The organism is Pseudomonas sp. NFPP07, assembly GCF_900115645.1.
Classification (GTDB): Bacteria; Pseudomonadota; Gammaproteobacteria; order Pseudomonadales; family Pseudomonadaceae; genus Aquipseudomonas; species Aquipseudomonas chlororaphis.
In genome coordinates, this window is record NZ_FOXG01000019.1 from 1 (window position 1) to 15,844 (window position 15,844).

The window sequence follows — 15,844 nt, forward strand, 5'->3', positions numbered from 1 at the left end:
GGTACCGTTAAGCCGCACACCAAGTTCACTGCTGAAGTGTACGTTCTGAGCAAAGAAGAAGGCGGCCGTCATACTCCGTTCTTCAAAGGCTACCGTCCACAGTTCTACTTCCGTACTACTGACGTGACTGGTAACTGCGAGCTGCCAGAAGGCGTTGAAATGGTAATGCCAGGTGACAACATCCAGATGACTGTCACTCTGATCAAAACCATCGCGATGGAAGATGGTCTGCGTTTCGCTATCCGTGAAGGCGGTCGTACCGTCGGCGCTGGCGTCGTAGCCAAAGTCATCGAGTAAGTTCTTGATATATCTCCATCGGGCCGGCATAATGGTCGGCCTGATTTTGTTTTTAGGTCAGTAGCTCAATTGGCAGAGCGACGGTCTCCAAAACCGTAGGTTGGGGGTTCGATTCCCTCCTGACCTGCCAGATTCACTTGGTGTGTCTGGCTTTCTTTTCACAGGATCTTCATAGATGACTCCTAAAGCTGAAGCTCAAGGCTCTCGCTTCGATCTGCTCAAGTGGCTTGTAGTAGTTGCTTTGGTGGTCGTTGGCGTTGTCGGTAATCAGTATTACTCTGCTTCGCCGATCCTGTACCGTGTACTCGCTTTGCTTGCTATCGCTGCTGTAGCTGCCTTTGTAGGCCTGCAGACTGCCAAGGGCAAGTCTTTCTTTGTACTGGTTAGGGAAGCTCGCGCCGAGATTCGTAAAGTCGTATGGCCAACTCGCCAAGAAACCACGCAGACCACATTGATCGTAGTGGCTGTTGTTCTGGTTATGGCGTTGCTGTTGTGGGGGCTTGACTCCCTGCTCGGCTGGCTCGTTTCCTTGATTGTTGGCTAAGGGTGTCCCGTGGCTAAGCGTTGGTACGTTGTGCATGCTTACTCGGGTTACGAGAAGCATGTAATGCGTTCGTTGATCGAGCGCGTAAAGCTGGCTGGCATGGAAGATGGCTTTGGTGAAATTCTGGTTCCCACTGAAGAAGTGGTTGAGATGCGTAATGGCCAGAAACGCAAAAGCGAGCGCAAATTCTTCCCAGGTTATGTGCTGGTTCAGATGGATATGAATGAGGGTACTTGGCACTTGGTCAAGGATACTCCTCGGGTGATGGGTTTTATCGGTGGTACTGCCGACAAGCCTGCGCCAATCACGGACAAAGAGGCAGAAGCCATTCTGCGTCGTGTTGCTGATGGTAGTGACAAGCCCAAGCCTAAGACTCTGTTCGAGCCGGGTGAGGTTGTCCGTGTTACCGATGGTCCGTTCGCTGATTTTAACGGCACTGTCGAAGAAGTTAACTACGAAAAGAGCCGGATCCAAGTGGCTGTGCTCATTTTCGGTCGCTCTACTCCGGTAGAGCTAGAGTTCAGTCAGGTCGAAAAGGCATAACTGAACGAGAATCCCATACCCCGCAGCCCAAGGCTGTGGGGTTTTGTCGTCACTGGGATAAACGCGCAAGTAACCGGGGAGCCTTTCCAGGCGTTTGAACCCGTAATTGGAGTGCCTCATGGCTAAGAAGATTACTGCTTACATCAAGCTGCAAGTGAAGGCCGCACAGGCCAACCCAAGTCCACCCGTCGGTCCAGCTCTGGGTCAGCACGGCGTGAACATCATGGAATTCTGTAAGGCCTTCAACGCCCGTACCCAGGGTCTTGAACCAGGTCTGCCGACTCCTGTGATCATCACTGTTTACAGTGACCGCAGCTTCACTTTCGAAACTAAGAGCACCCCTGCTTCGGTTCTGCTGAAGAAAGCTGCTGGCCTGACCAGCGGTTCCGCTCGTCCGAACACCGTTAAGGTTGGCACCGTTACCCGTGCTCAGCTGGAAGAAATCGCGAAAACCAAAAACGCGGATTTGACTGCAGCTGATATGGATGCAGCCGTGCGTACTATCGCCGGTTCTGCTCGTAGCATGGGCCTTAACGTGGAGGGTGTGTAATGGCTAAGCTGACCAAGCGCCAAAAGGCTATCGCCGGCAAGATTGAAGCGGGCAAGGCCTACAGCTTCGTAGACGCAGCTGCTCTCCTGACCGAGCTGTCGACCGTCAAGTTCAGCGAGTCTGTTGACGTCGCTGTAAACTTGGGTGTTGACCCACGTAAATCCGACCAGGTTGTTCGTAGCGCTACCGTGCTGCCACACGGCACTGGCAAGACTGTACGTGTAGCTGTGTTCACCCAAGGCCCAGCCGCTGAAGCTGCCCTGGCTGCCGGTGCTGATCGCGTAGGTATGGACGACCTGGCTGCCGAAATGAAAGGCGGCGACCTGAACTATGACGTAGTTATTGCTTCCCCGGATGCAATGCGCGTTGTAGGTCAGCTGGGCCAGATCCTCGGCCCACGCGGTCTGATGCCTAACCCTAAGGTTGGTACCGTAACTCCAGACGTGGCTGGCGCTGTTAAAAACGCCAAGGCCGGTCAGGTTCGTTATCGCACCGACAAAAACGGCATTATCCACACTTCCGTTGGCAAGGTCGGCTTCGACGCCGTCAAGCTGAAGGAAAACGTTGAAGCCCTGATCGCTGATCTGAAGCGTATCAAGCCAGCTTCCTCGAAAGGTATCTACGTCAAGCGCGTTACCCTGAGCACCACTATGGGCCCAGGTCTGGTCATCGACCAAGGTTCGCTGGACGTATAAGACACAGGTTGACGCAAGAGATTGCGTCAATTGAAAGATTGGGGTCCCTGCCTGGCGGGGGCTATCCAAGACCGTAGGCGACGCAAGTCTTAAACCACAAGCCTACGCAGATGGTGCTCCCGGTTCCTTACCGAATCAGACACCAAAACGACATCCGGCCTCGGTTGGATGAAACGGTAACAAGCAGGAGTTAAACCCGTGGCAATTAAACTCGAAGACAAGAAGGCCATCGTCGCTGAAGTCAACGAGGCTGCCAAAGGCGCTCTGTCCGCTGTCGTGGCTGATGCCCGTGGTGTGACAGTAGGCGCTATGACCGGACTCCGTAAAGAGGCCCGCGAAGCTGGCGTGTATGTACGTGTCGTACGTAACACCCTGCTCAAGCGCGCTGTTGAAGGCACTCAATATGACGTGCTCAACGACGCGTTCGTCGGCCCGACCCTGATTGCATTCTCCAAGGAACATCCGGGCGCTGCTGCTCGTATTTTCAAAGAGTTCGCAAAGGGTCAGGAAAAGTTCGAGATCAAGGCAGCTGCGTTCGAGGGCAAGTACCTCGCAGCAAACGAGATCGACGTGTTGGCTTCGCTGCCAACTCGCGACGAAGCTATTGCGAAGCTGATGAGCGTGATCCAAGGCGCTACCAGCAAGCTGGCTCGTACTCTGGCGGCCATTCGCGACCAGAAAGAAGCTGCTGCTGCCTAAGGCACTGCAAGCCCTTTCAAAATCATATGTTTAATTTGATGGCTGCGTAGGCTGTCACCCCAATACAGGAATTTATAGTCATGTCTCTGACTAACGAGCAAATCATCGAAGCAATCGGCCAGAAAACCGTTCTGGAAGTTGTTGAGCTGATCAAAGCAATGGAAGAAACCTTCGGCGTTACCGCTGCTGTTGCCGCTGCTGGTCCAGCTGCTGCTGCCGCTGTTGTTGAAGAGCAAACTGAATTCAACGTCATGCTGACCGAAGCTGGCGAGAAGAAAGTTAACGTGATCAAGGCTGTACGTGAACTGACCGGTCTGGGCCTGAAAGAAGCCAAGGCTGTAGTTGACGGCGCTCCTGCCATGGTTCTGGAAGGCGTTGCTAAAGAAGCCGCTGACAAAGCCAAAGCAGCTCTGGAAGAAGCAGGCGCTAAAGTCGAGCTGAAGTAAGCATCGACTTTGTGTCTCCAGCCCAAGCGTTAAGCTGAGGCTGATGGCTGGTGGCTCTTGCCACCGGCCTTTTTCCGTTATTGGCAGCCGACTGGGTCGGTGCCTTTAACGTGCTGTAACCACCCTGTGCGGTGGCGCAAACCAAAGGGTTTGCACGATTTTCTGGCTGCTCCCGTCGGGAGGGGCCAAATAAGCAGGTGACCAAGCTGGGGAACGCTGATGGCTTACTCATATACTGAGAAAAAACGTATCCGCAAGGACTTTAGCAAGTTGCCGGACGTCATGGATGTGCCGTACCTCCTGGCCATCCAGCTGGATTCGTATCGTGAATTCTTGCAAGCGGGAGCGACTAAAGATCAGTTCCGCGACGTGGGCCTGCATGCGGCCTTCAAATCCGTTTTCCCGATCATCAGCTACTCCGGCAATGCTGCGTTGGAGTATGTCGGTTATCGCCTGGGCGAACCGGCATTTGATGTCAAAGAATGCGTGCTGCGCGGTGTAACTTACGCCGTACCTTTGCGGGTAAAAGTTCGTCTGATCATTTTCGACAAAGAATCGTCGAACAAAGCGATCAAGGACATCAAAGAGCAAGAAGTCTACATGGGTGAAATCCCCCTGATGACTGAGAACGGTACCTTCGTAATCAACGGTACCGAGCGTGTAATCGTTTCCCAGCTGCACCGTTCCCCTGGCGTATTCTTCGACCACGACCGTGGCAAGACGCACAGCTCCGGTAAGCTGCTGTACTCCGCACGTATCATTCCTTACCGCGGCTCCTGGTTGGACTTCGAGTTCGACCCGAAAGACTGCGTGTTCGTGCGTATCGACCGTCGTCGCAAGCTGCCTGCATCGGTACTGCTGCGTGCGCTGGGCTACACCACTGAAGAAGTGCTGGACGCTTTCTACACCACCAACGTATTCCATGTGCGCGGCGAAAGCCTGAGCCTGGAGCTGGTGCCTCAGCGCCTGCGCGGTGAAATTGCAGTCCTCGATATTCAGGATGACAAAGGCAAGGTTATTGTCGAGCAGGGTCGTCGTATCACCGCTCGTCACATCAACCAGCTGGAAAAAGCCGGGATCAAAGAGCTGGAAGTGCCTCTGGACTACGTCCTGGGTCGTACTACCGCCAAGGTCATCGTGCATCCGGCCACCGGCGAAATCCTGGCAGAGTGCAACACCGAGCTGAACACCGAGATCCTGGCGAAGATCGCCAAGGCTCAGGTCGTGCGTATCGAAACGTTGTACACCAACGATATCGATTGCGGTCCGTTCGTTTCCGACACTCTGAAGATCGACTCCACCACCAACCAGCTGGAAGCGTTGGTCGAGATCTATCGCATGATGCGTCCTGGCGAGCCTCCAACCAAGGATGCGGCCGAGACCTTGTTCAACAACCTGTTCTTCAGTCCTGAGCGCTATGACCTGTCTGCGGTCGGCCGGATGAAGTTCAACCGTCGTATCGGTCGTACCGAGATCGAAGGTTCGGGCGTGTTGTGCAAGGAAGACATCGTTGCTGTTCTGAAGACTCTGGTCGACATCCGTAACGGCAAAGGCATCGTCGATGACATCGACCACCTGGGTAACCGTCGTGTTCGCTGCGTAGGTGAAATGGCCGAGAACCAGTTCCGCGTTGGCCTGGTACGTGTTGAGCGTGCGGTCAAAGAGCGTCTGTCGATGGCTGAAAGCGAAGGCCTGATGCCGCAAGACCTGATCAATGCCAAGCCTGTGGCTGCGGCGGTGAAAGAGTTCTTCGGTTCCAGCCAGCTGTCCCAGTTCATGGACCAGAACAACCCGCTGTCCGAGATCACCCACAAGCGTCGTGTCTCCGCACTCGGCCCGGGCGGTCTGACCCGTGAGCGCGCAGGCTTCGAAGTTCGTGACGTACACCCGACTCACTATGGTCGTGTATGCCCGATTGAAACGCCGGAAGGTCCGAACATCGGTCTGATCAACTCCTTGGCTGCCTATGCTCGCACCAACCAGTACGGCTTCCTCGAGAGCCCGTACCGAGTGGTGAAAGAAGGTCTGGTGACCGACGAGATCGTGTTCCTGTCCGCTATCGAAGAGGCCGATCACGTGATCGCCCAGGCTTCGGCGACCATGAACGACAAAGGTCAGCTGATCGATGAGCTGGTAGCTGTTCGTCACTTGAACGAATTCACCGTCAAGGCGCCAGAAGACGTCACCTTGATGGACGTTTCGCCGAAGCAGGTAGTTTCGGTTGCAGCGTCGCTGATTCCGTTCCTCGAGCACGACGACGCCAACCGTGCGTTGATGGGTTCGAACATGCAGCGTCAGGCTGTACCAACCCTGCGTGCCGACAAGCCGCTGGTAGGTACCGGCATGGAGCGTAACGTTGCCCGTGACTCCGGCGTTTGCGTCGTGGCTCGTCGTGGCGGCGTGATCGACTCGGTTGACGCCAGCCGTATCGTGGTTCGTGTTGCGGATGACGAAGTTGAACCGGGCGAAGCCGGTGTCGACATCTACAACCTGACCAAATACACCCGCTCCAACCAGAACACCTGCATCAACCAGCGTCCGCTGGTGAGCAAGGGCGATCGGGTTCAGCGTAGCGACATCATGGCCGACGGTCCGTCCACCGACATGGGTGAGCTGGCTCTGGGTCAGAACATGCGCATCGCGTTCATGGCATGGAACGGCTTCAACTTCGAAGACTCCATCTGCCTGTCCGAGCGTGTGGTTCAGGAAGACCGCTTCACCACGATCCACATCCAGGAACTGACCTGTGTGGCCCGTGACACCAAGCTTGGCCCAGAGGAAATCACTGCAGACATCCCGAACGTGGGCGAGGCTGCACTGAACAAGCTGGACGAAGCCGGTATCGTTTATGTGGGTGCTGAAGTTGGCGCAGGCGACATCCTGGTCGGTAAGGTCACTCCGAAAGGCGAGACCCAGCTGACTCCGGAAGAGAAACTGCTGCGTGCAATCTTCGGTGAAAAAGCCAGCGACGTTAAAGACACTTCCCTGCGTGTACCTACCGGTACCAAGGGTACTGTCATCGACGTACAGGTCTTCACTCGCGACGGCGTGGAGCGTGACGCTCGTGCCTTGTCGATCGAGAAGAGCCAGCTCGACGAGATCCGTAAGGATCTGAACGAAGAGTTCCGTATCGTTGAAGGCGCCACTTTCGAACGTCTGCGTTCCGCTCTGGTCGGCCACAAAGCCGAAGGCGGCGCCGGTCTGAAGAAAGGTCAGGAAATCACCGACGAAGTACTCGACGGTCTTGAGCATGGTCAGTGGTTCAAGCTGCGCATGGCTGAAGATGCTCTGAACGAGCAGCTCGAGAAGGCTCAGGCCTACATCGTTGATCGCCGCCGTCTGCTGGACGACAAGTTCGAAGACAAGAAGCGCAAACTGCAGCAGGGCGATGACCTGGCTCCAGGCGTGCTGAAAATCGTCAAGGTTTACCTGGCAATTCGCCGCCGCATCCAGCCGGGCGACAAGATGGCCGGTCGTCACGGTAACAAGGGTGTGGTCTCCGTGATCATGCCGGTTGAAGACATGCCGCACGATGCCAATGGCACCCCGGTCGACGTCGTCCTCAACCCGTTGGGCGTACCTTCGCGTATGAACGTTGGTCAGATTCTCGAAACCCACCTGGGCCTCGCGGCCAAAGGTTTGGGCGAGAAGATCAACCGCATGGTCGAAGAGCAGCGCAAGGTCGCGGAACTGCGTAAGTTCCTGGACGAGATCTACAACCAGATCGGCGGTCGTAACGAAGATCTGGATAGCTTCTCCGATCAGGAAATCCTGGATCTGGCGAAGAACCTGCGCGGCGGCGTGCCGATGGCCACTCCGGTGTTCGACGGTGCCAAGGAAAGCGAAATCAAGGCCATGCTGAAACTGGCGGACCTGCCAGAAAGCGGCCAGATGCAGCTGACCGACGGCCGTACCGGCAACAAGTTCGAGCGCCCGGTTACTGTTGGCTACATGTACATGCTGAAGCTGAACCACTTGGTAGACGACAAGATGCACGCTCGTTCTACCGGTTCGTACAGCCTGGTTACCCAGCAGCCGCTGGGTGGTAAGGCGCAGTTCGGTGGTCAGCGTTTCGGGGAGATGGAGGTCTGGGCACTGGAAGCATACGGTGCCGCATACACTCTGCAAGAAATGCTCACAGTGAAGTCGGACGATGTGAACGGCCGGACCAAGATGTACAAAAACATCGTGGACGGCGATCACCGTATGGAGCCGGGCATGCCCGAGTCCTTCAACGTGTTGATCAAAGAAATTCGTTCCCTCGGCATCGATATCGATCTGGAAACCGAATAACACGTGACGCGAATCGAGAGCGGGGCAGGATTGCCCGCTCTCTGCTCCGCCAGGAGGAAAGGCCTTGAAAGACCTACTGAATTTGCTGAAAAACCAGGGTCAAGTCGAAGAGTTCGACGCCATCCGTATCGGATTGGCCTCGCCTGAGATGATCCGTTCGTGGTCGTTCGGTGAAGTTAAAAAGCCGGAAACCATCAACTACCGTACGTTCAAGCCTGAGCGTGACGGCCTGTTCTGCGCCAAGATCTTTGGCCCGGTAAAGGATTACGAGTGCCTGTGCGGTAAGTACAAGCGCTTGAAGCATCGTGGCGTGATCTGCGAGAAGTGCGGCGTTGAAGTTGCACTGGCCAAGGTTCGTCGTGAGCGTATGGCGCACATCGAACTGGCTTCGCCGGTTGCCCATATCTGGTTCCTGAAATCGCTGCCGTCCCGTATCGGCCTGCTGATGGACATGACCCTGCGTGATATCGAGCGCGTTCTCTACTTCGAGAGCTATGTCGTTATCGATCCAGGCATGACCACCCTGGAAAAAGGCCAGCTGCTGAACGACGAGCAGTACTTCGAAGCGCTGGAAGAGTTCGGTGACGACTTCGATGCCCGCATGGGTGCCGAGGCTGTCCGCGAGCTGCTGCATGCTATCGACCTGGAGCACGAGATTGGCCGTCTGCGCGAAGAGATTCCGCAAACCAACTCGGAAACCAAGATCAAGAAGCTGTCCAAGCGTCTGAAGTTGATGGAAGCCTTCCAGGGTTCCGGCAACCTGCCAGAGTGGATGGTGCTGACCGTTCTGCCGGTTCTGCCGCCAGATCTGCGCCCGCTGGTCCCGCTGGATGGCGGTCGTTTCGCGACTTCCGACCTCAACGATCTGTATCGTCGAGTGATCAACCGTAACAACCGTTTGAAGCGCCTGCTGGATCTGTCCGCTCCGGACATCATCGTGCGCAACGAAAAGCGTATGTTGCAGGAAGCCGTCGACGCACTGCTCGACAACGGTCGTCGTGGCCGCGCTATCACCGGTTCCAACAAGCGTCCTCTGAAATCCCTGGCCGACATGATCAAGGGTAAGCAAGGTCGTTTCCGTCAGAACTTGCTCGGTAAGCGTGTTGACTACTCCGGTCGTTCGGTAATTACCGTAGGTCCGACCCTGCGTCTGCACCAGTGCGGTCTGCCTAAGAAAATGGCTCTCGAGCTGTTCAAACCGTTCATTTTCGGCAAATTGGAAATGCGTGGCTTGGCCACCACCATCAAAGCCGCGAAGAAAATGGTCGAGCGCGAGCTGCCAGAGGTCTGGGACGTTCTCGCCGAAGTGATTCGCGAACACCCAGTGCTCCTCAACCGTGCACCGACCCTTCACCGTCTGGGTATCCAGGCGTTTGAGCCAGTACTGATCGAAGGTAAGGCTATCCAGCTGCACCCTCTGGTCTGTGCTGCGTACAACGCCGACTTCGACGGCGACCAAATGGCCGTGCACGTACCGCTGACACTGGAAGCCCAGCTGGAAGCGCGTGCGTTGATGATGTCGACCAACAACATCCTGTCGCCAGCCAACGGTGAGCCAATCATCGTTCCGTCGCAGGACGTTGTATTGGGTCTGTACTACATGACTCGTGAGGCGATCAACGCCAAGGGCGAAGGTCGTGTGTTCGCGGATCTGCAGGAAGTTGACCGTGTATTCCGTGCCGGCGAAGCCGCGCTGCATGCCAAGGTCAAGGTGCGGATCACCGAAACCGTCAATGACCGTGATGGCGGCAGCGTGACCAACACTCGTATCGTCGACACCACTGTCGGCCGTGCGCTGTTGTTCCAGGTTGTGCCAAAAGGTCTGTCGTACGACGTCGTCAACCTGCCGATGAAGAAAAAGGCGATCTCCAAGCTCATCAACCAGTGCTACCGCGTGGTTGGTCTGAAAGAGACTGTGATCTTCGCTGACCAGTTGATGTACACCGGTTTTGCCTACTCGACTATTTCCGGCGTTTCCATCGGTGTTAACGACTTCGTTATCCCGGATGAAAAAGCCCGCATCATCGGTGCCGCCACCGACGAAGTGAAAGAGATCGAGAGCCAGTACGCCTCCGGCCTGGTAACCCAGGGCGAGAAGTACAACAAAGTGATCGACCTTTGGTCGAAAGCGAACGACGAAGTATCCAAGGCGATGATGGCCAACCTCTCGAAAGAGAAAGTCATTGACCGTCACGGCGACGAAGTCGAGCAAGAATCCTTCAACTCGATGTACATGATGGCCGACTCGGGTGCGCGGGGTTCCGCAGCACAGATTCGTCAGCTGGCCGGTATGCGTGGTCTGATGGCCAAGCCGGACGGTTCCATCATCGAAACGCCGATTACTGCGAACTTCCGTGAAGGTCTGAGCGTACTCCAGTACTTCATCTCGACTCACGGTGCTCGTAAAGGTCTGGCGGATACCGCGTTGAAAACTGCGAACTCCGGTTACCTGACTCGTCGTCTGGTAGACGTGGCGCAGGATCTGGTTGTAACCGAGATCGACTGTGGCACCGAGCATGGCCTGGTAATGACTCCGCACATTGAAGGCGGTGACGTTGTAGAGCCGTTGGGTGAGCGCGTGTTGGGTCGTGTTATTGCCCGTGACGTATTCAAGCCAGGTACCGAGGACGTCATCGTTCCTGCCGGCACTCTGGTCGACGAGAAGTGGGTCGAGTTCATCGAGCTGAACAGCATCGACGAAGTGATCGTGCGTTCGCCGATCAGCTGCGAAACCCGCTACGGCATTTGCGCCAAGTGCTACGGCCGCGACTTGGCTCGTGGTCACCAGGTGAACATCGGTGAAGCTGTCGGCGTTATCGCTGCTCAGTCCATCGGTGAGCCGGGTACCCAGCTGACGATGCGTACGTTCCACATCGGTGGTGCGGCAAGCCGGACCTCCGCGGCCGACAGCGTTCAGGTGAAGAATGGCGGTACCGTCCGTCTGCACAACCTGAAGCACGTTGAGCGAGTGGATGGTCACCTGGTTGCTGTGTCCCGTTCCGGCGAGCTGGCGATCGCTGACGACTTCGGTCGTGAGCGTGAGCGTTACAAGCTGCCGTACGGTGCTGTGATTTCGGTTAAAGAAGGTGACAAGGTCGACGCTGGCTCTATCGTGGCCAAGTGGGATCCGCACACTCACCCGATCGTTACCGAAATGAAAGGTACCGTGACCTACGTGGGCATGGAAGAAGGCATCACGATCAAGCGTCAGACTGACGAATTGACCGGTATGACCAACATTGAAGTACTTGACGCGAAGGATCGTCCAGCTGCCGGTAAAGACATCCGTCCTGCCGTGAAGATGGTCGACGACAACGGCAAGGATCTGTTGCTGCCAGGCACTGACGTAATTGCTCAGTACTTCCTGCCAGCCAACGCCCTGGTCGGTGTAGCGGACGGCGCGAAGATCGCGATCGGTGATGTTATCGCTCGTATCCCGCAAGAAACTTCGAAGACCCGCGACATCACCGGTGGTCTGCCGCGTGTTGCCGACTTGTTCGAGGCTCGTCGTCCGAAAGAAGCATCGATTCTGGCTGAAGTCAGCGGCACCATCGCGTTCGGTAAAGAGACCAAGGGCAAGCGCCGTCTGGTCATTACCCCGAACGACGGTAGCGATCCGTACGAAGAGCTGATTCCGAAGTGGCGTCACCTGAACGTCTTCGAAGGTGAACAGGTAAACCGCGGCGAAGTTATCTCCGACGGTCCAAGCGATCCACACGACATCCTGCGTCTGCTGGGTGTGAGTGCGCTGGCCAAGTACATCGTGAACGAGATCCAGGACGTTTACCGCCTGCAGGGCGTGAAGATCAACGACAAGCACATCGAGACCATTCTGCGTCAGATGCTGCGTAAGGTTGAGATCGCTGAATCCGGCGATTCCAGCTTCATCAAGGGCGACCAGATGGAACTGACTCACGTACTGGTAGAGAACGAGCGTCTGAACACCGAAGACAAGTTTGTCGCCAAGTTCACCCGCGTTCTGCTGGGTATCACCAAGGCGTCGCTGTCGACCGAATCGTTCATCTCGGCGGCCTCTTTCCAAGAGACCACTCGCGTACTGACCGAAGCGGCGGTAACCGGCAAGCGCGATTACCTGCGCGGCCTGAAAGAAAACGTGGTCGTGGGTCGCCTGATCCCGGCTGGTACTGGCCTGGCCTATCACAGTGAGCGTAAGCGTCGCCGTGATGCAGACAAGCCTCTGCGCGTAAGCGCAAGTGAAGTTGAAGCTGCACTGACCGAAGCGCTGAACTCCAGCGGTAACTGAGGTCTGCAGTAGATTGAGATAGGGCCCTGGCTTTTCCGCTCACGAATCAAGACGATTTTGTCGGGGTCCGTTGATAGGGGAGGCCGGGGCCTTGCCTTGACTGGGGACAAGATCCTCTTTAGACTCTTGTACCCCTAAATTTGGTGGGGCTTGCGCCCTGCCATTTTGTTTATGTCGAAAGACAACAGTGGAGCTAGTAGATGGCAACTATCAACCAGCTGGTACGTCAGCCGCGTAAGCGTATCGTCGAGAAATCCGACGTGCCTGCGCTGCAGAACTGCCCGCAACGTCGTGGCGTGTGCACTCGCGTGTATACCACTACGCCGAAAAAACCTAACTCGGCACTGCGTAAAGTATGCCGTGTGCGTCTGACCAACGGTTTCGAGGTTTCCTCGTACATCGGTGGTGAAGGCCACAACCTGCAAGAGCACAGCGTGGTACTGATCCGCGGCGGTCGTGTAAAAGACTTGCCGGGTGTTCGTTACCACACCGTTCGCGGCTCCCTGGATACCTCCGGCGTTAAAGGTCGTAACCAAGGTCGTTCGAAGTACGGTACCAAGCGTCCGAAGTAATCGGCCGTTTTGCAGTTAATTATTTTATTGAGTCGATAAGAGTAAGGTCGGGCACGAGTCCTTTGGATCAACTGTCCCGAGCTAACCTGAAGACCGTTTGAGGGCTTATCATGCCAAGACGTCGCGTAGCAGCCAAACGTGAGATTCTGGACGATCCGAAATACGGAAGCCAGATCCTCGCCAAGTTCATGAACCACGTAATGGAAAGCGGCAAGAAAGCCGTTGCCGAGCGTATCGTTTATGGCGCGCTGGAAAAAGTTAAAGAACGCAAGAACAGCGATCCCCTGGAAATCTTCGAGAAAGCTCTCGACGCCATCGCTCCGCTGGTCGAAGTGAAGTCGCGCCGTGTTGGCGGTGCTACTTACCAGGTTCCGGTCGAAGTTCGTCCGTCCCGTCGTAACGCTCTGGCAATGCGCTGGTTGGTAGACTTCGCCCGTAAGCGCGGCGAGAAGTCTATGGCTCTGCGCTTGGCTGGCGAACTGCTGGATGCTGCCGAAGGCAAGGGTGCTGCAGTTAAGAAGCGTGAAGACGTACACCGTATGGCTGAAGCCAACAAGGCTTTCTCGCACTACCGCTTCTAATATCGGCATCATTCATTTTGCGAGGGCTTTATGGCTCGTACTACAGCAATCAACCGCTACCGTAACATCGGTATCTGTGCCCACGTTGACGCGGGCAAGACTACCACTACCGAGCGGATCCTGTTCTACACAGGTCTCAGCCACAAGATGGGTGAGGTGCATGACGGCGCTGCTACCACCGACTGGATGGTGCAGGAGCAGGAGCGTGGTATCACCATTACCTCTGCTGCTGTAACTACCTTCTGGAAAGGTTCGCGCGGCCAATACGATAACTATCGTGTAAACGTTATCGATACCCCGGGCCACGTAGACTTCACCATTGAAGTAGAGCGTTCGCTGCGCGTACTCGACGGCGCGGTCGTTGTGTTCTGCGGTACTTCCGGTGTCGAGCCTCAGTCCGAAACCGTATGGCGTCAAGCCAACAAATACGGCGTTCCACGTGTTGTTTACGTGAACAAGATGGACCGTGCCGGTGCCAACTTCCTGCGTGTTGTTGCTCAGATCAAAAACCGTCTGGGTCACACTCCGGTTCCAGTTCAGCTGGCTATCGGTGCAGAAGATAACTTCGAGGGTCAGATCGATCTGATCAAGATGAAGGCTATCTACTGGAACGACGACGACAAGGGTACTACCTATCGCGAGGAAGAAATTCCTGCCGATATGCTGGACCTGGCTAACGAGTGGCGCTCCAACATGGTTGAAGCTGCTGCCGAAGCCAACGAAGAGCTGATGAACAAGTACCTTGAAGAAGGTGAGCTGACTGTCGAAGAGATCAAGGCAGGCCTGCGCGCGCGCACCCTGGCCAGCGAGATCGTTCCGGCTGTCTGCGGTTCCTCGTTCAAGAACAAGGGCGTTCCGCTGGTTCTCGATGCTGTCATCGACTACCTGCCTGCTCCGACCGAGATCCCTGCAATCCAGGGTATCCATCCGGACAACATCGACGACGAAAACGCTCCGAAAATCGAGCGTCACGCCGACGACAGCGAACCGTTCTCGGCTCTGGCGTTCAAGATTGCTACTGACCCGTTCGTGGGCACCCTGACTTTCGTGCGCGTTTACTCGGGCATGCTGCAGTCTGGCGACTCCGTGATCAACTCGGTCAAGGGCAAGAAAGAGCGCGTTGGTCGTATGGTGCAGATGCACGCTAACCAGCGTGAAGAAATCAAGGAAGTGCTCGCGGGCGACATCGCTGCGCTGATCGGCATGAAGGACGTCACCACCGGTGACACCCTGTGTGATGCCGCCAGCCCGGTTATCCTCGAGCGTATGGACTTCCCTGAGCCGGTGATTTCGGTGGCCGTTGAGCCGAAAACCAAGCAAGACCAGGAGAAGATGGGTATTGCACTGGGCAAGCTGGCTCAGGAAGACCCGTCGTTCCGCGTCAAGACTGACGAAGAGACTGGTCAGACCATCATCTCGGGTATGGGTGAGCTTCACCTGGACATCCTCGTTGACCGCATGAAGCGCGAGTTCAACGTCGAAGCCAACATCGGTAAGCCGCAGGTTTCCTACCGCGAGAAGATCACCGTCGGCTGTGAAGTTGAAGGTAAGTTCGTTCGTCAATCCGGCGGTCGTGGCCAGTTCGGTCATTGCTGGATCCGTTTTGCTCCGGCAGACGTCGACGAAAAAGGCAATATCACTGAAGGTCTGGTGTTTGCCAACGAGGTCGTTGGTGGTGTGGTTCCGAAGGAATACATCCCGGCAATCCAGAAGGGTATCGAAGAGCAGATGAAGAACGGCGTTGTCGCCGGCTATCCGCTGATCGGCCTGAAGGCTACCGTGTTTGATGGTTCTTACCACGACGTCGACTCTAACGAGATGGCGTTTAAGGTAGCGGCCTCCATGGCGACCAAGCAGCTGCGTGAGAAGGGCAAGGGCGTAGTTCTTGAGCCGATCATGAAGGTTGAAGTAGTAACCCCTGAGGACTACATGGGTGACGTGATGGGTGACCTGAACCGTCGTCGTGGTCTGATCCAGGGTATGGAAGACTCGGTCTCTGGCAAGGTTATCCGTGCTGAAGTGCCGCTGGGTGAAATGTTCGGTTATGCGACCGACGTTCGTTCCATGTCCCAGGGTCGCGCGAGCTACTCCATGGAGTTCTCCAAGTACGCCGAAGCTCCGTCGAATATCGTCGAAGCACTCGTTAAAAAACAAGGCTAATCCAGCCCTTTAGGCAAGAGGTTCACTGTCGTGGCTAAAGAAAAATTTGAACGTAACAAACCGCACGTCAACGTTGGCACCATCGGTCACGTTGACCACGGTAAAACCACTCTGACCGCTGCACTGACTCGTGTTTGCTCCGAGGTTTTCGGTTCGGCTCGCGTTGACTTCGACAAGATCGACAGCGCCCCGGAAGAAAA

At 55.9% G+C, this 15,844-nt stretch carries 12 protein-coding genes, 1 tRNA gene and 1 pseudogene; all 14 read left to right on the forward strand.

Annotated elements, in window-relative coordinates:
• Positions 1-297, forward strand: a pseudogene (locus tag BM019_RS30070) (elongation factor Tu); the annotation flags it as partial.
• Between the two features lie 54 nt (positions 298-351).
• Positions 352-427: transfer RNA gene (locus tag BM019_RS30075), tRNA-Trp, on the forward strand.
• Between the two features lie 45 nt (positions 428-472).
• The gene (gene secE, locus BM019_RS30080; RefSeq protein ID WP_092422714.1) at positions 473-841 is read left to right on the forward strand and encodes a preprotein translocase subunit SecE; all 369 of its coding nucleotides are present in this window, start codon (positions 473-475) and stop codon (positions 839-841) included.
• Positions 842-850: 9 nt separating this feature from the next.
• Positions 851-1,384, forward strand: coding sequence for a transcription termination/antitermination protein NusG (gene nusG, locus BM019_RS30085; protein ID WP_002555501.1), 534 nt, complete (start codon positions 851-853; stop codon positions 1,382-1,384).
• Positions 1,385-1,502: 118 nt separating this feature from the next.
• Positions 1,503-1,934 (forward strand): 50S ribosomal protein L11, encoded by a 432-nt coding sequence (gene rplK, locus BM019_RS30090; RefSeq protein ID WP_003176435.1) that lies wholly within the window; start codon positions 1,503-1,505, stop codon positions 1,932-1,934.
• The gene (gene rplA, locus BM019_RS30095) at positions 1,934-2,629 is read left to right on the forward strand and encodes a 50S ribosomal protein L1 (protein ID WP_007925952.1); all 696 of its coding nucleotides are present in this window, start codon (positions 1,934-1,936) and stop codon (positions 2,627-2,629) included. The genes rplK and rplA overlap by 1 nt, the downstream gene beginning before the upstream one ends.
• A 198-nt stretch (positions 2,630-2,827) precedes the next feature.
• Positions 2,828-3,328: a 50S ribosomal protein L10 gene (rplJ, locus tag BM019_RS30100; RefSeq protein ID WP_007925954.1), complete on the forward strand. Its 501-nt coding sequence runs from the start codon at positions 2,828-2,830 to the stop codon at positions 3,326-3,328.
• A gap of 80 nt (positions 3,329-3,408) precedes the next feature.
• On the forward strand, positions 3,409-3,774 hold the full coding sequence (gene rplL, locus BM019_RS30105; RefSeq protein WP_007925956.1) for a 50S ribosomal protein L7/L12: 366 nt from the start codon (positions 3,409-3,411) through the stop codon (positions 3,772-3,774).
• Positions 3,775-3,993: 219 nt separating this feature from the next.
• Entirely contained in the window at positions 3,994-8,067 is a 4,074-nt protein-coding gene (gene rpoB, locus BM019_RS30110) for a DNA-directed RNA polymerase subunit beta (RefSeq protein WP_007925957.1), read from the forward strand.
• A 64-nt stretch (positions 8,068-8,131) separates the two neighbouring features.
• Positions 8,132-12,331 (forward strand): DNA-directed RNA polymerase subunit beta', encoded by a 4,200-nt coding sequence (gene rpoC, locus BM019_RS30115; RefSeq protein WP_007925958.1) that lies wholly within the window; start codon positions 8,132-8,134, stop codon positions 12,329-12,331.
• A gap of 200 nt (positions 12,332-12,531) precedes the next feature.
• Positions 12,532-12,903 (forward strand): 30S ribosomal protein S12, encoded by a 372-nt coding sequence (gene rpsL, locus BM019_RS30120; protein ID WP_003186084.1) that lies wholly within the window; start codon positions 12,532-12,534, stop codon positions 12,901-12,903.
• A 110-nt stretch (positions 12,904-13,013) separates the two neighbouring features.
• Positions 13,014-13,484 carry a 30S ribosomal protein S7 gene (gene rpsG, locus BM019_RS30125; RefSeq protein ID WP_007925959.1) on the forward strand — a complete coding sequence of 157 codons (471 nt, stop codon included), beginning with the start codon at positions 13,014-13,016 and terminating at the stop codon, positions 13,482-13,484.
• Positions 13,485-13,514: 30 nt separating this feature from the next.
• Positions 13,515-15,644, forward strand: coding sequence for an elongation factor G (fusA, locus tag BM019_RS30130; protein ID WP_007925960.1), 2,130 nt, complete (start codon positions 13,515-13,517; stop codon positions 15,642-15,644).
• A gap of 30 nt (positions 15,645-15,674) precedes the next feature.
• Positions 15,675-15,844 (forward strand): GTP-binding protein (locus BM019_RS30135; RefSeq protein WP_235437042.1); only part of this gene is annotated, 170 nt, incomplete at its 3' end.